Annotated in this window: 20 protein-coding genes and 1 riboswitch; of the genes, 17 read left to right on the plus strand and 3 right to left on the minus strand. The window is 74.4% G+C overall.

Features of this window, described 5'->3' with window-relative positions; all coding sequences use genetic code 11:
- The first annotated feature begins 5 nt into the window (after nucleotides 1-5).
- Nucleotides 6-656, plus strand: a complete 651-nt coding sequence (locus tag JT721_RS13810; RefSeq protein ID WP_205474000.1) for a response regulator transcription factor — start codon at nucleotides 6-8, stop codon at nucleotides 654-656.
- Here the strand turns inward: JT721_RS13810 and JT721_RS13815 are convergent.
- The gene (locus JT721_RS13815; protein WP_205473790.1) at nucleotides 629-1,684 is read right to left on the minus strand and encodes a Gfo/Idh/MocA family protein; all 1,056 of its coding nucleotides are present in this window, start codon (nucleotides 1,682-1,684) and stop codon (nucleotides 629-631) included. The genes JT721_RS13810 and JT721_RS13815 overlap by 28 nt on opposite strands.
- A gap of 129 nt (nucleotides 1,685-1,813) precedes the next feature.
- Here JT721_RS13815 and JT721_RS13820 point away from each other — a divergent pair, with 129 nt between their 5' ends.
- The 8 genes from JT721_RS13820 to JT721_RS13855 all read left to right on the plus strand — a co-directional run bounded on the left by JT721_RS13820 (nucleotide 1,814) and on the right by JT721_RS13855 (nucleotide 9,769).
- The gene (locus tag JT721_RS13820) at nucleotides 1,814-2,110 is read left to right on the plus strand and encodes a DUF3263 domain-containing protein (RefSeq protein WP_205473792.1); all 297 of its coding nucleotides are present in this window, start codon (nucleotides 1,814-1,816) and stop codon (nucleotides 2,108-2,110) included.
- Nucleotide 2,111: 1 nt separating this feature from the next.
- Complete coding sequence (locus tag JT721_RS13825; RefSeq protein ID WP_307828055.1) at nucleotides 2,112-2,618, plus strand: LytR C-terminal domain-containing protein; 507 nt, start codon at nucleotides 2,112-2,114, stop codon at nucleotides 2,616-2,618.
- A 107-nt stretch (nucleotides 2,619-2,725) separates the two neighbouring features.
- Nucleotides 2,726-3,571 carry a trehalose-phosphatase gene (gene otsB / locus JT721_RS13830; protein WP_205473795.1) on the plus strand — a complete coding sequence of 282 codons (846 nt, stop codon included), beginning with the start codon at nucleotides 2,726-2,728 and terminating at the stop codon, nucleotides 3,569-3,571.
- 115 nt (nucleotides 3,572-3,686) lie between these two features.
- Entirely contained in the window at nucleotides 3,687-6,014 is a 2,328-nt protein-coding gene (gene lon, locus JT721_RS13835; protein WP_205473798.1) for an endopeptidase La, read from the plus strand.
- Between the two features lie 185 nt (nucleotides 6,015-6,199).
- A riboswitch (SAM riboswitch) is annotated at nucleotides 6,200-6,333 on the plus strand.
- Between the two features lie 57 nt (nucleotides 6,334-6,390).
- Nucleotides 6,391-7,626 carry a threonine synthase gene (gene thrC, locus JT721_RS13840; protein WP_240340764.1) on the plus strand — a complete coding sequence of 412 codons (1,236 nt, stop codon included), beginning with the start codon at nucleotides 6,391-6,393 and terminating at the stop codon, nucleotides 7,624-7,626.
- Between the two features lie 44 nt (nucleotides 7,627-7,670).
- Nucleotides 7,671-7,946 (plus strand): MoaD/ThiS family protein, encoded by a 276-nt coding sequence (locus JT721_RS13845; RefSeq protein WP_205473804.1) that lies wholly within the window; start codon nucleotides 7,671-7,673, stop codon nucleotides 7,944-7,946.
- Between the two features lie 34 nt (nucleotides 7,947-7,980).
- Nucleotides 7,981-8,787 (plus strand): FkbM family methyltransferase, encoded by an 807-nt coding sequence (locus tag JT721_RS13850; RefSeq protein WP_205473808.1) that lies wholly within the window; start codon nucleotides 7,981-7,983, stop codon nucleotides 8,785-8,787.
- A gap of 4 nt (nucleotides 8,788-8,791) precedes the next feature.
- Nucleotides 8,792-9,769 (plus strand): glycosyltransferase domain-containing protein, encoded by a 978-nt coding sequence (locus JT721_RS13855; RefSeq protein ID WP_205473811.1) that lies wholly within the window; start codon nucleotides 8,792-8,794, stop codon nucleotides 9,767-9,769.
- On the opposite strand, the gene JT721_RS13860 is transcribed toward JT721_RS13855, so the two are convergent.
- The gene (locus JT721_RS13860) at nucleotides 9,729-10,976 is read right to left on the minus strand and encodes an RNA polymerase sigma factor (RefSeq protein WP_205473813.1); all 1,248 of its coding nucleotides are present in this window, start codon (nucleotides 10,974-10,976) and stop codon (nucleotides 9,729-9,731) included. The genes JT721_RS13855 and JT721_RS13860 overlap by 41 nt on opposite strands.
- Nucleotides 10,973-11,326, minus strand: coding sequence for a YciI family protein (locus tag JT721_RS13865; RefSeq protein WP_307828056.1), 354 nt, complete (start codon nucleotides 11,324-11,326; stop codon nucleotides 10,973-10,975). Before JT721_RS13865 ends, JT721_RS13860 begins: the two co-directional genes overlap by 4 nt.
- Nucleotides 11,327-11,514: 188 nt before the next feature.
- Here JT721_RS13865 and JT721_RS13870 point away from each other — a divergent pair, with 188 nt between their 5' ends.
- From JT721_RS13870 to JT721_RS13905, 8 genes are all read left to right on the plus strand, one after another.
- The gene (locus tag JT721_RS13870; RefSeq protein ID WP_205473816.1) at nucleotides 11,515-12,339 is read left to right on the plus strand and encodes an SGNH/GDSL hydrolase family protein; all 825 of its coding nucleotides are present in this window, start codon (nucleotides 11,515-11,517) and stop codon (nucleotides 12,337-12,339) included.
- A gap of 17 nt (nucleotides 12,340-12,356) precedes the next feature.
- Nucleotides 12,357-13,214: a hypothetical protein gene (locus JT721_RS13875; protein WP_205473819.1), complete on the plus strand. Its 858-nt coding sequence runs from the start codon at nucleotides 12,357-12,359 to the stop codon at nucleotides 13,212-13,214.
- Nucleotides 13,215-13,253: 39 nt separating this feature from the next.
- Nucleotides 13,254-13,766: a SigE family RNA polymerase sigma factor gene (locus JT721_RS13880; RefSeq protein WP_205473821.1), complete on the plus strand. Its 513-nt coding sequence runs from the start codon at nucleotides 13,254-13,256 to the stop codon at nucleotides 13,764-13,766.
- Entirely contained in the window at nucleotides 13,763-14,914 is a 1,152-nt protein-coding gene (locus JT721_RS13885; RefSeq protein WP_205473823.1) for a hypothetical protein, read from the plus strand. Before JT721_RS13880 ends, JT721_RS13885 begins: the two co-directional genes overlap by 4 nt.
- A 204-nt stretch (nucleotides 14,915-15,118) precedes the next feature.
- Entirely contained in the window at nucleotides 15,119-16,750 is a 1,632-nt protein-coding gene (gene groL, locus JT721_RS13890; protein WP_205473826.1) for a chaperonin GroEL, read from the plus strand.
- 196 nt (nucleotides 16,751-16,946) lie between these two features.
- A complete protein-coding gene (locus JT721_RS13895) occupies nucleotides 16,947-17,342 on the plus strand; it encodes a RidA family protein (RefSeq protein ID WP_205473828.1) in 396 nt (131 codons plus the stop codon).
- Nucleotides 17,343-17,391: 49 nt separating this feature from the next.
- Nucleotides 17,392-17,946: a sigma-70 family RNA polymerase sigma factor gene (locus JT721_RS13900; RefSeq protein WP_307828057.1), complete on the plus strand. Its 555-nt coding sequence runs from the start codon at nucleotides 17,392-17,394 to the stop codon at nucleotides 17,944-17,946.
- Entirely contained in the window at nucleotides 17,943-18,629 is a 687-nt protein-coding gene (locus JT721_RS13905; protein WP_205473830.1) for a hypothetical protein, read from the plus strand. The genes JT721_RS13900 and JT721_RS13905 overlap by 4 nt, the downstream gene beginning before the upstream one ends.
- The last annotated feature ends 3 nt before the right edge of the window (nucleotides 18,630-18,632 follow it).

Here is an 18,632-nt window from a genome sequence, read left to right on the forward strand (position 1 = left end):
GGTCGCTGCGGGTGGTCGTGGCCGACGACTCGGTGCTGCTGCGCGAGGGGCTGCAGCTGCTGCTCGCGGAGGCCGGCCACGAGGTGGTGGCCGGCGTGGGCGACGGCACGGCGTACGTCGAGGCCGCGCTCGCGCACCGCCCCGACGTCAGCGTCGTCGACGTGCGCATGCCGCCGAGCCACACCGACGAGGGTCTTCGCGCGGCCGCCGAGGTGCGCCGGGCCTGGCCCGGGGCCCGGCTGATGGTGCTCTCGCAGTACGTCGAGGTGTCCTACGCCGACGAGCTGCTCGCCTCCGGCGACGGCGGGGTGGGCTACCTGCTCAAGGACCGGGTGAGCGAGGTCGACGACTTCCTCGACGGTCTGTCCGACGTGGCCGACGGTGGCACGGTGCTCGACCCGCTGGTGGTGCAGCAGCTCATGGGCCGGCGCCGCGACCCGGTGGCGGCGCTGACCCCGCGCGAGCGCGACGTGCTGGCGCTGATGGCCGAGGGCCGGTCGAACGGCGCGATCGCGGCGGCGCTGGTGGTGACGCCGGGGGCGGTGGAGAAGCACATCCAGCGGATCTTCACCAAGCTCGACCTCCACCAGGACGACACCAACCACCGCCGCGTCCAGGCGGTGGTGCGCTACCTGAGGTCCGGCTCGCCGGGGTAGTGCACCCCGAGCGTGGCGCGCACCGAGTCGAGCTGGCGCATCACCGTCAGCGTCTGCTCGTGCGGCACCAGCGGGCTCTCGCGCAGCCCGGCCCGCACGCACCGGCCCACCTCGGCGATCTCGTTGCCGAAGCCCCGGCCGACGAGCGGCTCGGTGCCGGTGATGGTCTCGGGCTCGCCCGCGGGCCGCTCGTCGTCGTACGGCGTGTAGGTCGCGGCGGTGGGGTGGAGGAACTGCTCGACGACGATCCGGCCGGTGTCGGTGGCGATCTCGGCTCGCTTCGACGACCACGACGTGATCGAGGCGCTGAGCGTGACCAGCACGCCGCCGGGGTAGCTCCCGGCGATCACGACGTCGGTGTCGACGCCGCGGTCGGACAGGTCGCCGACCGGCCACAGCGACTCCGCCTCGCCGAGCAGCAGGTGGGCGAAGGTCACGGGGTAGACGCCGATGTCGAGCAGCGCACCGCCGCCCAGGGCGGGGTCGACCAGCCGGTGACCGGGGTCGCGGGGCACGACGAACCCGAGCTCGGCGTGCAGCCGCCGCGGGGTGCCCCACCGACCCGAGCGCAGCCCGGCCGCCAGCTCGCGCACCACCGGGTTGCACGCCGTCCACATGCCCTCCATGAGGAACCGGTCGGCGGCCCGCGCGGCGGCGACCATCTCCTCGGCCTCGGCGGCGTTGAGGGCGACCGGCTTCTCGCAGAGCACGTGCTTGCCGGCCTCGAGGGCCAGCCGGGCGTGCTCGAGGTGGAACGCGTGGGGGGAGGCGACGTAGACGACCTCGACGTCGGGGTCGGCGACCAGGTCGGCGTAGGACCCGTGGGCGCGGCCGCCGTGCTCGGCGACGAAGGCCTCGGCGGAGGCGAGGGTGCGCGAGCCGGCGGCCACCAGCGTGGCCTCCGGCACCAGCGCGAGGTCGCGCGCGAAGGTCGCGGCGATGCCGCCCGGGGCCAGCACGCCCCAGCGGACGGGGTCGTCGGTGGTGGGCCGGGGCGCGGCGGGCTCGGGCGTGGCGGGATCGGGCATGGCGGCGAACCTACGCCAGCCTCCGCCGACTCGCCCCCGGAGGCGAATGACATCGTTGTGATTACTCGCCTAGAGTGGCTCGTGGACACCTGTCGGACCCAGCCGACGCGAGACATCGGGAGTGATCACATGGACGCCGCGAACGTCGTCCCCGGCGAGGGGACCACGGACAGGCCCGCGCTGAGCGACCGCGACCGCGAGATCCTCGAGTTCGAGCGGCACTGGTGGAAGTACGCCGGGGCCAAGGAGACCGCCGTCCGCGAGCAGTTCGACATGTCCTCGACCCGCTACTACCAGGTCCTCAACGCGCTCATCGACCGTCCCGAGGCGCTCGAGGCCGACCCGCTGCTGGTGCGTCGGCTGCGCCGGCTGCGTGCCGCCCGGCAGCGCCAGCGCTCCGCCCGCCGCCTCGGCTTCGAGGTCTGAGGTGACCCGGCGGGCGACCCGGCGGTCCCAGCGCGGCGCGGTTGCGCCCTCGCCGGTCGTCATCCTCAGCGTGGTCGCGGTCGCGATGGCCGCGCTCGCCTGGTTCGCGACCCGGGGCGGCGCCCCCGAGGAGCGCGAGATCACCCCGGCGGCCGACAGCCCCAGCAGCTCCGCCCCGGCCAGCCCCTCGGCCGAGCCGAGCCGGCCGGCGAAGCCCGAGCCGCCCGCCGTCGTACGCGGCAAGGTCTACGTCGAGGTCTACAACAACTCCGGCGTCACCGGTCTCGCCGGCCAGGTCGCCACCCGGGTCAAGGCCGCAGGCTGGCAGGTGGTCGGCACCGACAACTGGTACGGCACCATCCCCGACACCACGGTCTACTTCCCGCCCCGGCTCAAGGCGGCCGCCAAGCAGCTCGCCCTCGACCTCGGCGTCAAGCGCACCGCCCCCGCCGTCGACCCGATGCGCGGCGACCGGCTCACGCTGATCCTCACCGGCCCGCTGCGTTGACCCGGCTGCGTTGACCGGGCTGCGTTGACCCGCCTGCGTTGACCCGCCTGCGTTGACCTGACCGGCCTGACGCACCCCGCGCCGGTGGCGCATGGTTGGCTGGACCCGTGGAGTTCACGTCTCCCGAGGGTGAGCAGCGGTACGCCGCGCTGGTGCGCGCCGCGGCCGAGACCGTCGTCGGCCTCGACTTCGACGGCACCCTCTCGCCGATCGTCGACGACCCCGAGCAGGCCCACATCCACCCCGACGCCAGCGAGGTGCTGGTCGAGCTGGCCGAGCAGGTGCGCGCGATCGCGGTGATCACCGGCCGCCCGGCCCGGCAGGCCCTCGACCTCGGCGGGCTGGAGGACGTCGGCCACGACATCGAGAAGGTCGGCAAGGAGCTGCACCTCTTCGGCCAGTACGGCAACGAGCAGTGGAGCTCGACCAACCGGCGGGTGGTCGGCCCGCGGCCGCCGCAGGGGCTGGCCACCTTCCTGCGCGACCTGCCCCGCGCGCTGCGCTCGGTCGACGCCGCCGACGCCTACGTCGAGGAGAAGGGCCTCGCGGTCGCGGTCCACACCCGGCGACTGCCCGACGCCACCGCGGCGTACGAGCGGCTGGTGCCGGTGCTGCGCGAGCTGGCCGAGCGCCACGACCTGGTGCTCGAGCCGGGCCGGGCCGTGATCGAGGTGCGGTCGTCGGGCATGCACAAGGGTCGGGCCGTGGACAAGCTGGTCGCCGACCTCGACGCGGGCGGCTTCCTGTTCGCCGGCGACGACCTGGGCGACGTGGAGGCGTTCGAGGCGGTCGCGGCCCACGCCCGCGCCGGGATGCCCACCCTGCTGGTCTGCTCGGCGTCGTACGAGCAGGGCGCGCTGGTCGCGCTCGCCGACGTGGTGGTCGACGGGCCGGAGGGCGTGCTCGCGCTGCTGCGCCGGCTGGCGCACGACGCCGGCGCCGCCCGGGCCTGAGCCCCACCCGGCATCCCAGCAGGAGCGAGTTCGCTCAGGGCGAACGGAGGAACACTCCGGTTGCCCCGGGAGTTGAGCCGACACCACTCAAGTCCTGTGAAAGGTGGGATCGCCAGTGTCCGTCACCAGGCTCCCCGTGCTCTTCGTCTCCGACCTCGTAGTGCTGCCCGGCATGGTCGTCCCCATCGCCCTCGACGAGGCCGCGCAGGCCGCGGTCGACGCCGCCCGGGCCGGCAGCGACTCCCGCCTCCTGGTCGCCCCGCGGCTCGAGGACCGCTACGCGTCGTTCGGCGTCGTGGCCACCATCGACCGGGTCGGCCGGTTCTCCGGCGGCGGCAAGGCCGCGGTGCTCAACGCCGGAGAGCGGGCCCGGATCGGCTCCGGCGTCACCGGCCCCGGCGCCGCGCTCTGGGTCGAGGTCGAGACCGTCGACGACGAGCCCACCGAGCGCGCCCACGAGCTGGCCGAGGAGTACAAGCGGCTGGTGGTCGCCCTGCTCCAGCGTCGCGAGGCGTGGCAGGTCATCGACACCGTGAACCGGATGGCCGACCCCGGCCAGCTCGCCGACGCCGCCGGCTACGCGCCGTGGCTGGGCGACGAGCAGAAGCGGCAGCTGCTGGAGACCCCCGACGTCGAGGAGCGGCTCGAGACGCTCATCGCCTGGACCCGCGACCACCTCGCCGAGACCGAGGTGAGCGACAAGATCAGCGAGGACGTGCGCGAGTCGCTGGAGAAGAACCAGCGCGAGTTCCTGCTGCGCCAGCAGCTCGCCGCGATCCGCAAGGAGCTCGGCGAGGGCGAGCCCGAGGGTGCCGACGACTACCGCACCCGGGTCGAGGCCGCCGACCTGCCCGACGCCGTCCGCGAGGCCGCGCTGCGCGAGGTTGACAAGCTCGAGCGCTCCAGCGACCAGAGCCCCGAGACCGGCTGGATCCGCACCTGGCTCGACACCGTGCTCGAGCTGCCCTGGCTGGTCCGCACCGACGACAGCAACGACGTCGTCGCGGCCCGCGCCGTCCTCGACGCCGACCACCACGGCCTCGAGGAGGTCAAGGACCGGATAGTGGAGTACCTCGCCGTGCGCGCCCGTCGCGCCGAGCGCGGCCTGGAGGTCGTCGGCGGCCGCGGCTCCGGCGCCGTGGTGCTGCTGGCCGGGCCTCCCGGTGTCGGCAAGACCTCGCTGGGCGAGTCGGTGGCCCGCGCGCTGGGCCGCACGTTCGTGCGCGTCGCCCTCGGCGGCGTGCGCGACGAGGCCGAGATCCGCGGCCACCGCCGCACCTACGTCGGCGCGCTGCCCGGCCGGATCGTCCGGGCGATCAAGGAGGCCGGCTCGATCAACCCGGTCGTCCTGCTCGACGAGGTCGACAAGGTCGGCGCCGACTACCGCGGCGACCCGGCGGCGGCGCTGCTCGAGGTGCTCGACCCGGCGCAGAACCACACCTTCCGCGACCACTACCTCGAGCTCGACCTCGACCTGTCCGACGTGCTGTTCATCGCGACCGCGAACGTCGTGGAGCAGATCCCGAGCGCGTTGCTCGACCGGATGGAGCTGGTGACCATCGACGGCTACACCGAGGACGACAAGGTCGCGATCGCCCGCGACTTCCTGCTCCCGCGCCAGCTCGAGCGGGCCGCGCTGACCGACGAGGAGTTCTCGATCAGCGACGCCGCGCTGCGCGAGCTCGCGGCCAACTACACCCGCGAGGCCGGCGTGCGGCAGATGGAGCGGCTGCTGGCCAAGGCGCTGCGCAAGGCCGCGACCCGGCTCGCGACCGGCGAGACCCGCGTCGACGTCGACGAGCCCGACCTCACCGAGCTGCTCGGGCGGCCTCGGTTCACCCCCGAGTCGGCCGAGCGCACGGCGGTGCCGGGCGTCGCGACCGGTCTGGCCGTCACGGGCCTGGGTGGCGACGTGCTCTTCATCGAGGCCTCCGCGCACGACCCGGGTGAGAAGGGGGGCGCCGGCCTGACCCTGACCGGCCAGCTCGGCGACGTGATGAAGGAGTCGGCCCAGATCGCGCTGTCGTTCGTGCGCTCGCACGCCGAGGAGCTGGGCGTCGACCCGGCGTTCTTCGACCGGGCGATCCACGTGCACGTCCCCGCGGGCGCGACGCCCAAGGACGGCCCCTCGGCCGGCATCACCATGGTCACCGCCCTCACCTCGCTGGCCACCGGCCGCCCGGTGCGCTCGGAGGTCGGCATGACCGGCGAGGTCACCCTCAACGGCCGGGTGCTGCCGATCGGCGGCCTGAAGCAGAAGCTGCTCGCCGCCCAGCGCGCCGGCCTGACCGAGGTGTTCGTGCCGCTGCGCAACGAGCCCGACCTCGACGACGTCCCGGCCGAGGTGCGCGACGCGCTGACCGTCCACGTGGTCGGCGACGTCCTCGACGTGGTCCGCGGTGCGCTCACGCCCGTCGAGGAGGCTGCTTCGGCGGCGGCCTGACCGCGATAGTTTGTGACGTTTGGGTCCGCCCCGGCGGCTCCGGAGGGCCCGAACGTCACGGACTACCGGGCGCCGAGGGCCGAAACGTCACGGACTACCGCCCCCCTGCGTCCACATCCCGGTATGACGGTCCACATCCCGGACGTCGAGTGGGGTCGGGGCGGCGGCGTCCGTAAGGTTCTGCTTGCTCATCACGAGGGACTGAGGGAACGGCCCGAAGAAGTCCCGGCAACCGCCACGTGCCCCCTGCCGACCAGGCAGTCGTGGAGACGGTGCCAATTCCGGCCCGGTGCGAGAGTCGCCCCGGGGAAGATGAGGAGGAGGATCAGTGAGCGTCGTCGTCGTCGAGACCGACACCACCAACCCCCGGGCCGGGCTGCGCGAGGGCGCGTTCGGCAACGCCACGGCCCTGGCCTGCCGCGAGTGCGGCCAGCAGGTCGCGCTGGGCCCGTTCTACGCCTGTCCGGAGTGCTTCGGGCCGCTCGAGATCGCCTACGACTTCCCGCGGATCACCCGCGAGGAGATCGAGGCCGGTCCCCGCAACATCTGGCGCTACAAGGCGCTGCTGCCGGTGCCGACCGACATCGAGCAGAGCCCCAACATGGAGCCCGGCTTCACCCGGCTGCTCCGGGCCGACAACCTCGGCCGCGAGCTCGGCATCGCCACCCTGTGGGTCAAGGACGACAGCACCAACCCCACCAACTCCTTCAAGGACCGGGTCGTCGCCTGCGCGCTCAGCGCCGCCCGCGAGCTCGGCGCGAAGGTCTTCGCCTGTCCCAGCACCGGCAACCTCGCGAACGCCGTGGCCGCCGCCGGCGCCCGCGCCGGCATCCGCACGGTGGTGTTCATCCCGAGCAACCTCGAGCAGCCCAAGCAGGTCAACTCCGCGGTCTACACCGACTCGCTCGTCGCCGTCGACGGCAACTACGACGACGTCAACAAGCTCGCCTCCGAGATCGCCGGCGAGGAGGACGGCTGGGCGTTCGTCAACGTCAACGTCCGCCCCTACTACGCCGAGGGCTCCAAGACCCTGGGCTACGAGATCGCCGAGCAGCTCGGCTGGCGGCTCCCCGACCAGATCGTCATCCCGGTCGCCTCCGGCTCCCAGCTCACCAAGGTGCACAAGGCGTTCCAGGAGCTGGTGCGGCTCGGGCTGGTCGAGGACAAGCCCTACAAGGTGTTCGGCGCCCAGGCCGAGGGCTGCTCGCCGGTCTCGGTGGCCTACAAGGCCGGCGTCGACGCGATCCGCCCGGTCAAGCCCGACACCATCGCCAAGAGCCTGGCGATCGGCAACCCCGCCGACGGCATCTACGTGCTCGACATCTGCCGCCAGACCGGCGGTGCGGTGGAGGACGTCACCGACGACCAGGTCCGCGACGCCATCGTGCTGCTCGCCCGCACCGAGGGCGTCTTCACCGAGACCGCGGGCGGCACCACCGTGGCGGTGCTGCGCAAGCTGGTCGAGACCGGCCAGCTCGACCCCGAGCTCGAGACCGTGGTCATCAACACCGGCCACGGCCTGAAGACGCTCGACGCGATCTCCGACCGGGTCGGCCCGGTCGCGACCATCGCCCCGTCGTACGCCGCGTTCACCGACGCCGGCATCGTCTGACCGACCGCCACCCCGATCCAGCCCAGCCCCAGCCGAGGAGCAACGTGAGCGTCTCCGTCCGCATCCCCACCATCCTGCGCACCTACACGGACGGCGAGTCCGAGGTCACCGCCACCGGCGCGACCCTGGCCGAGGTGCTCGACGACCTCGACGGCAGCTACGCCGGCATCAAGGGCCGGATCCTCGACGACAACGGCGCCCTGCGCCGCTTCGTCAACGTCTACGTCGGCGACGAGGACGTCCGCTTCCTCTCCGAGCTGCAGACCCCCACGCCCGACGGTACCCAGGTCTCGGTCATCCCGGCCGTCGCCGGCGGCTGACCGGCCGCGTGCCGCCCGCGCCTAGGGTGGGCGGGTGCCCGAGCTGAGCGCGACCACGGCGTCCGGCCGCGTCATCCACGTCGACCCCGCCGACGAGCGCGGCCGCCGGCTGGTCGCCGCGAACGGCGACCTCAACCCCGGGTCGCGCCGGCTCTGGCAGCGCGCCCTGGCCGCCCACGCCTGGGACCTCGTCGTCGACGTCGGCGCCAACTACGGCGAGATGCTGGTCGGCGTCGACCTGCCGCCCGCCGCCCGGGTGGTCGCCTTCGAGCCGCAGCCGGTGGTGCGCGGCCTCCTCGAGCGCACGCTGGTCGACAACGACCTCGACGTCGAGGTCCGGCCCGAGGTGCTGGCCCGGGAGGCGGGCACGGCGTCGTTCGCCGTCGACCTGGCCTGGTCGGGGCAGTCGGCCATCGCCGCGCCCGGCGACGGCGACCACCCCGAGCGCTACGGCCTCGCCACCGTGCCGGCCACCACCCTGGACCAGCTGCTCGGCGACGAGCTCGACGGCGCCGGCTCGTTCTGCGTCAAGGTCGACGTCGAGGGCTTCGAGGCCGACGTGCTCGCCGGGGGCGCGGCCGCGCTGGCGCGCACCGACCGCTGGGTGCTGATGATCGAGGTGCTCCACCTGCCCGCGTCGTACGTCGCCGACCTGGCGCTGCGCCACACCGTGCTGCTGCTCGACGAGCGCACCGGGGGCCTGGTGCAGGTGCCGGGCGGCAACGCCGAGCTGGTGCGCCGGCTCCGCGACGGCCGCTGGCTCTACGGGCAGGACTGCCTGGTGGCCGGCGCGACGGGCGCCGCCTGGCTGCTCGACGCCGCCACCTCGCGGCTAGGGTGACGAGGTGCCTGCCCGCGCCGTCTACACCGCGCTCGTGGGCGGCTACGAGGAGCTCGCCGAGCAGCCCCTCGCCGCCTCGTCGGACCTGCCGTGGATCTGCTTCACCGACGACCCGGGGCTGACGAGTGACAGCTGGGACGTGCGCGTGGTCGAGCCGGCGCTGGCGATGGACCCGGTGCGCAGCGCCCGGGCGCTCAAGCTGCTCGGCCACCCCGACCTCGCGGCGTACGACGAGACGCTGTGGGTCGATGCGCGGGTGCGGCTCGACGGCGACCCAGGCGAGCTGCTCGACACCTGGCTCGACGGGGCCGACCTCGCGCTGCCGCGGCACTCCTACCGCGCCGACGTGGTGGCGGAGTTCGAGGCCGTGCTGCTGGCCGGCTTCGACGACCACAGCCGGCTCTACGAGCAGCTGACCCACTACGCCGCCCAGGCGCCCGAGCTGCTGCAGGCGCCGGTGCCGTGGACGGCGATCCTGGCCCGTCGCCACACCGACGCCGTGGAAACCGCGATGCGCGAGTGGTGGTGGCAGCTGCTGCGCTACTCGCGCCGCGACCAGCTCTCGGTCGTCCACGCGCTCCACCGCGCCGACCTGGCGCCGCGGCTGGTCGACCTGCCCAACCACGAGTCCCCGGTGCACACCTGGCTCGCGGGGCGCGGCCGGCCCACCCGACCCAACGTGTTCCGGGTGGCCGACACGCTCCAGCCGCCGGTGGCGCTCGTGGGCGAGCTGCGCGGCCAGCTCGAGCGCAAGACCGTCGAGCTGGCCGAGGCCGTGGAGGAGCGCGAGCAGCAGCTCCGCCGGCTCGAGGCGCGTCTGGCCCAGCGCGAGGGCCAGCTGACCCGCACCCGCGAGCGGCTCGCCCGGGTGCGGGGTCGCCTCACCGCGGCCCGCGCCGACACCCGGGAGGCGGAGGCCCGGCTCGACGAGCTGCGGGCGCTCACCCGCTCCGGCCGTCGTCGGTTCCTGCGTCGAGGCTGAGCCGCCGCGCCGCCAGGTGGGCCCGCTCGGCCTCGTTGCCGCAGCGGGCCACGGCGTCGTCGTACGCCGTCCGCGCCTGCGCCACCAGCCCGGCGCGGCCGAGCAGCTCGGCCCGGGCGGCAGGCAGCCGGTGGTCGGGCAGGTCGGCGTCCGTGAGCCCCGACAGCGCGTCCAGCCCGGCGAGGGGGCCGTCGACCTCCGCCACCGCCACGGCCCGGTTGAGCCGGACGACGGGGGAGTCGCCGAGGGCGAGCAGCTCGTCGTAGCGAGCCACGACCCGCGACCAGTCGGTGCCGCCACCGGTCGCCGACAGCGCGTGCTCGGCGGCCACCAGCGCCTGCAGGAGGAACGGCGCCGGTGGCGCGGTCGCGAGCGGGGTGAGGAGGTCCAGGGCCTCGGCCACCTCGTCGAGGTGCCACCGGGAGCGGTCCTGCTCGGGGAGCAGCACCAACCGGCCGTCCTCGACCCGGGCGTCGCGGCGCGAGTGCTGCAGGAGCATCAGGGCCAGCAGGGCGTCGAGCTCGGCGAGGTCGGTGCCCGTCGGCAGCACCTCCCGCAGCACCCGCACCAGGCGGATCGCCTCGGCCGAGACGTCGGGTCGCAGCACGTCCACCCCCGACCCCGGCGCGTAGCCGGCCGTGAACGCCAGGTACGCCACGTCGGCCACCGCGGCGACCCGCTCGGCGAGCACCGGACCCGAGGACACCGCGAAGATCTCGCCGGCGAGCGACTGCCGGGCCCGGGTCAGCCGCGCGGCCATCGTCGACGTCCGCACCAGGAACAGCCGGGCCAGGTCGGCGGTGCTGACGCCCATCACCAGCCGCAGCGTCAGTGCGGCGGCGGCCTCGCGCGGCAGCGACGGGTGGGCGCAGAGCAGCACCAGCCGCAGCCGCTCGTCGACCACGGTCTCGCCCGCGTCGGCCATCGTCCGCTGCGCCGCCTCGGTGAGCTCCGCCGCCACCACGAGCTCGGGGAGCCGCCGGGCCGCCACCGACTCGGCGCGCAGCCGGTCGACCACCCGGCGCCGCGCCGCCGTGAGCAGCCAGGCGGCCGGGCTGGCCGGAGGCCGGTCGCCCCAGGTGCGGGCCGCCGCCTCGAAGGCGTCGGCGAGTCCGTCCTCGGCCAGGTCGACCCGGCGGTACTGCGCGACGAGCAGGGCCAGCAGCCGGCCCCACTCCTCGCGCAGCGCGCGCTCGAGCGCGCTCACCCCTCGGGTGCCGCCACGCAGGGCCGGACCTCGATCGTGTACTCCGCGGGCAGCAGCCCGGCCAGCTCCACCGCGTCGTCCAGGCTCGGCACGTCGATGACGTAGAAGCCGCCGGTCTGCTCGACGGTCTCGGCGAACGGGCCGGCGGTCACGTGCCGCGGGGTGCCCGGGCGCACCGTCCGGGCCGTCGCCGGTCGGTCGAGGGCCTCGCCCCCGACGATGCTGCCGCGCTGCTCGACGGCCTCGTCGAAGGCGGCGAACGCGGCGAAGGTCCGTTCCCGTGCCTCGTCGTCGGCGGCGTCCCAGCGCTCGAAGTGCTCGGCCTCGGCCATCAGCAGCAGGAACTTCACGACGCCTCCCCGAGCAGGGGGGCGGGCCGGACGGCGGAGGCCTGGTCGGTGGTCGGCGGGTGGGTCATGGTCGTCCTCTCGTCGGGTCGAGTGTGTCACCGGGATGACGGTCGGGCCGGGCGCGGATCGACACGTCCGCGGCACGAGTTCGTCGCCCGCCGTTCAGGTGGGTGTGGCACCACTGGGGGGTGAGTCGCACCAGACCCGTCCTGGCCGGGGTGGCCCTGGCCGCCACCAGCGCCCTGGCCGGCGCCTGGGCGGGGCGGGAGGTGCTGCGCCGCCAGGCGGCCGCCGCCCGCCTGGCCATCGGCAAGCCGCTCGGCGAGCAGGCGCTCGACGCCGACCGCACCTGGAAGAAGAAGTACGGCGACCCGATCGAGCTGCTGGTGCTCGGCGACTCGATCGCGGCGGGCCTGGGCGCGGAGCGACCCGAGGAAACCTTCGGGGCCCGGCTGGCGGTCCGCCTGGCCAAGCGCACCCGGCGGTCGGTGCGGCTGACCGGGCGGGCGGTGGTGGGGGCGGAGTCGTCGGTGCTGGCCGCCCAGCTCGACGGGCTGCCGGCGGCGTACCGCCCGGACGTCGCGGTGGTCGTGGTGGGCGGGAACGACGTGACCCACCGGGTGCCGGTGGCCGAGTCTGTGCGCCACCTGACCGAGGCCGTCGAGCGGCTGCGTGCGCTCGGTGCGGCCGTCGTGGTCGGCACCTGCCCCGACCTGGGTGCGCTGACCGCGGTGCCCCAGCCGCTGCGGGCGCTGGGGGCCCGGGCCTCGCGCCAGCTGGCCGCCGCGCAGCGCGAGGCGGCGCTCGCGGCTGGAGCCCACGTGGTCTCCCTGGCTCACGTGGTCGGGCCGTTCTTCGTGACCAACCCCGACGAGATGTTCGCCCTCGACCGGTTCCACCCCAGCGCCGCGGGCTACCGCCGCACGGCCAAGGCGGTGCTGCCGTCGGTGCTGGCCGCGCTCGGCCTCAGCGAGGAGGTGCCGTTCGGGCACGCGCTTCCCGCCACCGGCTGAGCCCCTACCCTGCAGCCATGGACGTCCTCCTCGCCACCGCGTCGCTGCTGCCCGACGGCGAGACGGGGGGTGAGCTGGTCACCGCCGCCCTGGCCGATCGGGGCGTCGAGGCCGCCTGGGCGGTGTGGGACGACCCGGACGTCGACTGGGGCGCGGCGCGGGTGGTGGCGGTGCGCTCCACCTGGGACTACCAGCGGCGCTGCGCGGAGTTCCTCGCCTGGGCCCGCGCCGTCGACCACGCGACCACGCTGCTCAACGGCGCGGACACGTTCGTCTGGAACGCCGACAAGGCCTACCTCACCGAGCTGGCCGCCGACGTGCCGACCGTGCCGACCGAGCTGCTCGACGAGCGCACGCTCGTCTCGGGGCTCGAGGCGGCGACCGCGCGCTGGGGTACCGCGGTGATCAAGCCCCGCACCGGTGCGGGCGGGGTCGGGGTGGTCGTCGCCAGCAGCACCCGCGACCCCCGCCTCGAGGGCCTGGTCGCGGCGCCATGGGTCGTGCAGCCGCTCGTGGAGTCGGTGCGCACCCGCGGCGAGACCTCGGTCTACGTGTTCGGCGGCACCGCCGCGTCCCAGGTCGACAAGCGCCCCGCGGGTGAGGAGATCCGGGTGCACGAGCTCTACGGCGGCAGCAGCGCCGCCGTCGACCTCGGGGGCGAGCAGGCCGCGCTCGCCGAGGCCGCCGTCGCGGCCGCCGGGCGCCACCTGGTGGCGCCGCCGGCGTACGCCCGGGTGGACATGATGGTCTGGGAGGACCGGTGGGCGGTCTCGGAGCTGGAGCTCATCGAGCCCGGCCTCTACCTCGACATCGACCCCGCCAACGCCGCCCGCTTCGCCGACCTGGTCGCCGATCTGCTGCCGCAGGCCGGCTGACCCTCCAACCTGCCGGCCGCCTGCTGCGTTGGAAAGGGCATGGTGACCGAGGGCGACGAGGAGTCGTTCACCCGCTGGGCGGGTGAGCGCCAGCTCGCGCTGCTGCGCACGGCCGTGCTGCTCACCGGCGACCACCACCGCGCCGAGGACCTGGTGCAGGACGCCCTCACCCAGGTGGCCGTGCGCTGGCGGCGGCTGCGCGACCAGCGGCCCGAGGCCTACGCGCGGCAGGTGATCGTGCGCGCCAACATCAGCTGGTGGCGCAAGCACCGCCGCGAGTCGGTGGTGGAGGTGCGCGACGACGCCCGGGTGGTCGCCGCCTCCGACGCCGCCAGCGACCGCCGGCTGCTGCTCGACCGGGCGCTCGCCGCGCTCACGCCACGGCAGCGCGCGGTGGTCGTGCTGCGCTACTACGACGACCTGTCCGAGCGCGAGACCGCCGAGCTCCTCGGCGTGGGCGTCGGCACCGTCAAGAGCCAGACCTCGCTCTCCCTGCGCCGCCTCCGGGAGGCCGCGCCCGAGCTCGTCGAGCTGCTGGAGGACCTGCGATGACCGACCGGACCCTGCGCGACCTGCTCGCCGAGCGGGTCAACGACGTGACCGCGCCCGACCTCTCCGCGGCCGCCTGGCGGGCCGGCCGCCGGGCCCGGCGGCGTCGTACGACGGGATGGGTGGCGGGTGCGGTGGCGACGGTGCTCGTCGTGTCGGGCACGACCTGGGCGCTGCGCCCGACGCCGGGCGACGGGACCCGACCGGCGCCCGCCCCGGCCACCACGGCGCCGTCCAGCACGGCGTCGGCCGCGGACGCGACCTACGAGGGCGTGCCGGTGTGGTGGGCGCCCGACCAGGTCGAGGAGCGGTCGCTGCCGCTCGACCCCGACCCGGTCCTCGGCGGGCGCACCGGGCCACTGGCGCTGGCCGCGATGAGCGCCACCCTGCGCGGCGACCGGGCGGTCGCGGCGTTCGCCGCCGGCGACACGGTGTGGCTGCACGGCGCCGAGGGCGGCGCCCGGGCGGTCGACGTCTCGGCCCTGGAGCCCTACCTCGACGGCGGCAACGACCTCGTCCCCGCGACCGCGCGGATGCTCTCGCCGGGCGGGGACCTCCTCGTCTTCCCCCAGGACGGGACGCTGAGCGTCTACTCCGTCGCGACCGACGAGTGGTCCACCGTCGACACCGGGCAGGCCGAGACCTACTGGTTCGAGTGGGTCGCCGACGACGTCGTGGCCCTGCCCGCGGGCCCGGACGGGGGCGGCGGCCCCCAGTTCGCCGTGGGTGCCGGTGCTGCCGGGAGCCACCCGGACGTCGAGGTGCAGCGGCCGTCGTTCGCGGTGGCACCCAGCGAGCGCCACGGCGAGACCGTGCGCTCCGGCTCGGCAGCGGCCCAGGCGTGGGGGATGGGCCTGGCCGTGCCGCTGCCGCCCGGCCCGGCGTCGTACGTGCGACCGGCGGAGTTCGTGACGGTCACCACCGGCCAGCAGGAGGCGCTGCTGGTCACGCCCGATCGTGCCGACCCCGCCGACTCCCGGTGGAAGAACTGCTGCCCCGTCGCCGGCTGGCTCGACGGCCGGACCCTGGTCTACGAGTCCCGGCAGACCGAGCCGGCACTCGTCGCCTGGGAGGTGGGCACGGACCGGTTCCGGAGGGTCGCCGAGATCGTCGGCGCCTACGACGTCGCCAGCTTCGCGCGGCTCTCCTGACCGACCCCGCTTCTTGCACTCTCAAGGGTCGAGTGCTAAACATGAGATTGGCACTCTCGACTGGAGAGTGCCACCACCGGACCGGTGCCAGTTGAGGCCCTCCGCGCCGGCGAGAAAGGGTTCGCCGGGTCAGCAGGGTCGTCCGTCGCGGGCAACCCACCGAGCCGGTTCCCAGAACTCCAAGCGTGAGGAATCGCAGGAGCTATGCCGAAGCTGATTGCTTTCAACGAGGAGGCCCGGCGCGGTCTCGAGCGTGGCATGAACACGCTCGCCGACGCCGTCAAGGTCACCCTCGGTCCCAAGGGCCGCAACGTCGTGCTCGAGAAGAAGTGGGGTGCCCCCACGATCACCAACGACGGTGTGAGCATCGCCAAGGAGATCGAGCTCGAGGACCCCTACGAGAAGATCGGCGCCGAGCTCGTCAAGGAGGTCGCCAAGAAGACCGACGACGTCGCCGGCGACGGCACCACCACCGCCACCGTCCTGGCCCAGGCCATGGTGCGCGAGGGCCTGCGCAACGTCGCTGCCGGCGCCAACCCGATGGGTCTCAAGCGCGGCATCGAGGCCGCCGTCTCCGCCGTGTCCGAGCAGCTGCTCGGCATGGCCAAGGACGTCGAGACCCGTGAGCAGATCGCGGCCACCGCGACCATCTCCGCCGGTGGCGACACCACCGTCGGCGACGCCATCGCCGAGGCGATGGACAAGGTCGGCAAGGAGGGCGTGATCACGGTCGAGGAGTCGAACACCTTCGGCATCGACCTCGAGCTGACCGAGGGTATGCGGTTCGACAAGGGCTACATCTCGGCCTACTTCGTCACCGACCCCGAGCGGATGGAGACGGTCCTCGAGGACCCCTACATCCTGGTCGCCAACCAGAAGATCTCGTCTGTCAAGGACCTGCTCCCGCTGCTGGAGAAGGTTATGCAGTCCGGCAAGCCGCTGCTGATCATCGCCGAGGACGTCGACGGCGAGGCGCTGTCGACCCTGGTGGTCAACAAGATCCGTGGCACCTTCAAGTCCGTCGCCGTCAAGGCCCCGGGCTTCGGCGACCGCCGCAAGGCCATGCTGCAGGACATCGCGATCCTGACCGGTGGCCAGGTCATCTCCGAGGAGGTCGGCCTCAAGCTCGAGTCGACCGGCATCGAGCTGCTCGGCCAGGCCCGCAAGGTCGTCATCACCAAGGACGAGACCACGATCGTCGAGGGTGCCGGCGACGGCGCCCAGATCGAGGGCCGGGTCAACCAGATCCGCGCCGAGATCGAGAAGTCCGACTCCGACTACGACCGCGAGAAGCTCCAGGAGCGCCTCGCCAAGCTGGCCGGCGGCGTGGCCGTCATCAAGGTCGGCGCGGCGACCGAGGTCGAGCTCAAGGAGCGCAAGCACCGCATCGAGGACGCCGTGCGCAACGCCAAGGCGGCCGTCGAGGAGGGCATCGTCGCCGGCGGCGGCGTCGCCCTGGTGCAGGCCGCGGCCACCGCGTTCGACAAGCTGGACCTGGTGGGCGACGAGGCCACCGGCGCCAACATCGTGCGCGTCGCCACCTCGGCCCCGCTCAAGCAGATCGCGGTCAACGCCGGTCTCGAGGGCGGCGTCGTGGCCGAGAAGGTCGCCGGCCTCACCGCCGGTCACGGCCTCAACGCCGCGTCGGGCGAGTACGTCGACATGATCGCCGAGGGCATCATCGACCCGGCGAAGGTGACCCGCAGCGCGCTGCAGAACGCCGCCTCCATCGCGGCGCTCTTCCTCACCACCGAGGCCGTCGTGGCCGACAAGCCCGAGAAGGCCGCGCCCATGGGCGGCGACCCCTCGGGCGGCATGGGCGGCATGGACTTCTGAGTCCACCCCCACCGCACCACCTCCCAGCAGGGTCCCCGCTCCGGCGGGGGCCCTGCTGGCCATTTCGGCCCTCCTGGCAGCCCCCGGAGCGCGGTAGTCCCTGACGAAACGGCCCCCGACACGCCGAGAAGGGGACCACTTCGTCCGGGACTATCCCGGTGGCGGCGCCCGGCAGCAGCGCGCGATGCTGGGCCGCATGCCACCCGTCTCCCTGCTGCGCACCCCCGGTCTCGCCCAGGACGTCCCCTACGCCTACGCCGCCCTCGCCGAGGGGTCGCTGGTGCTGACCGCCGGTGCCTGCCCGCTCGACGAGGCCGGGGAGGTCGTGGCGCCGGGCGACGTCGTCGCCCAGGCCCACCGGGTGGTGACCAACCTGGTCTCGGCGCTCGCCGCCGCCGGCTGCTCGCTCACCGACGTGGCCCGCACCACCGTCTACGTCGCCACCACCGATCGCGCTGACCTCACCGCCGCCTGGGATGTCGTGAGCGCGGCGTTCGGAGAGCACGACGTCCCGAGCACCCTGGTCGGCGTCACCGTGCTCGGCTGGCCCGACCAGCTGGTCGAGGTCGAGGCCGTCGCCGTGCGGCCCTGAGGCGCCGACGGCGTCGAGGCCGCGACTGCCGATATGTGAGGGTGGGCGCGTGACGCAGGAGCCCGGGGAGGCGCGCGAGCAGCGCTTCGAGCGGCTGGCGGCCGAGGTGATGGAGCCGCTGCGGCGGTTCCTGGCCCGCCGTACCGATCCCGACACCGCCGACGACGTGCTGGCCGACACCCTCCTGGTGTGCTGGCGCCGGCTCGACGACGTGCCCGACGAGCCGCTCCCGTGGGTCTACGGCGTCGCGCGCCACTGCCTCGCGAACGCCGAGCGCGGCGGCCGCCGCCAGCGCCGGCTCGCGGCGAGGATCGGCAGCGTCGCCCCGCCGGCCGAGACGTTGCCCGGCCCCGACTCGGGGGACGACCGGCTGCACGAGGCGCTGGCCGCGCTGCGCCCCGACGAGGCCGAGCTGCTGCGGCTGTGGGCCTGGGAGCAGCTGGCTCCGGCCGAGATCGCCCGGGTGCTCGACATCACCGCGAACGCCGCCAGCATCCGGCTGCACCGGGCGCGGCAGAAGCTCAAGGAGGAGATCTCCCGGATCGACCGAAAGAGCGGCGACGGGTCCGGACATGAAGGGGCGAGAGAGGGGAGACGACCGTGACCGAGCACGACCAGCACGACCGAGACGGCTTCGACCGCGACGACGAGCTGCGGGCCCGGCTGCGCGCCGCCGACCCCGCCGCCCACCTGGCCCCGGCCGACCCGGCCGTGACCGCACGACTCCTGGAGACCGCCATGACGCACACCGTGGAGAACCCGTCCACCTCGACCACCCGGGTCACCCGGCGCGGCCGCCTCGTGCTGGTCGCCGGTGCGGCCGCCGCCGTGGCCGCGATCGGCTTCGGCGCCGCCCAGCTCGGTGGCGGCGAAGACGGCGACCGGCCGGTCGCCGACCCCTCCACCGGCAGCAGCGCCGACACCGGCACCGGCGGCGACCAGGTCACCACCCTCACCGCCGTTCCCCAGGCGGGGGCCCGCTGCGCGGTGCCGACCCCGGAGTTCCTCGCGGCCCAGCCGTTCGCCTTCGAGGGCACGGTCACCGCCGTCGAAGGCGGCACCATCACCCTCGAGGTCGAGGAGGTGTTCGCCGGCGCCGCCACCGACACCGTCGCCGTCGAGGCGCCGCCGCAGGCGATCCAGGACCAGCTGATCGGGGTCGACTTCCAGGTCGGCGAGACCTACCTCGTCTCGGCCGCCGACGGCCAGGTCAGCGCCTGCGGGTTCTCCGGCGCGGCCAGCCCCGAGCTCGACCGCCTCTACGACCAGGCCTTCGGGAGCAAGTGAGCC

Origin of the sequence: Nocardioides sp. SYSU D00038 (genome assembly GCF_016924665.1) — a bacterium.
Classification (GTDB): domain Bacteria; phylum Actinomycetota; class Actinomycetes; order Propionibacteriales; family Nocardioidaceae; genus Nocardioides.

Excerpts from the sequence above, each read along its gene's own strand:
- JT721_RS13880 (WP_205473821.1), top strand. The coding sequence starts at position 13,254 with ATGGTGACCGAGGGCGACGAGGAGTCGTTCACCCGCTGGGCGGGTGAG.
- JT721_RS13885 (WP_205473823.1), top strand. The coding sequence starts at position 13,763 with ATGACCGACCGGACCCTGCGCGACCTGCTCGCCGAGCGGGTCAACGAC.
- JT721_RS13895 (WP_205473828.1), top strand. The coding sequence starts at position 16,947 with ATGCCACCCGTCTCCCTGCTGCGCACCCCCGGTCTCGCCCAGGACGTC.
- JT721_RS13875 (WP_205473819.1), top strand. The coding sequence starts at position 12,357 with ATGGACGTCCTCCTCGCCACCGCGTCGCTGCTGCCCGACGGCGAGACG.
- JT721_RS13815 (WP_205473790.1), bottom strand. The coding sequence starts at position 1,684 with ATGCCCGATCCCGCCACGCCCGAGCCCGCCGCGCCCCGGCCCACCACC.
- groL (WP_205473826.1), top strand. The coding sequence starts at position 15,119 with ATGCCGAAGCTGATTGCTTTCAACGAGGAGGCCCGGCGCGGTCTCGAG.
- JT721_RS13820 (WP_205473792.1), top strand. The coding sequence starts at position 1,814 with ATGGACGCCGCGAACGTCGTCCCCGGCGAGGGGACCACGGACAGGCCC.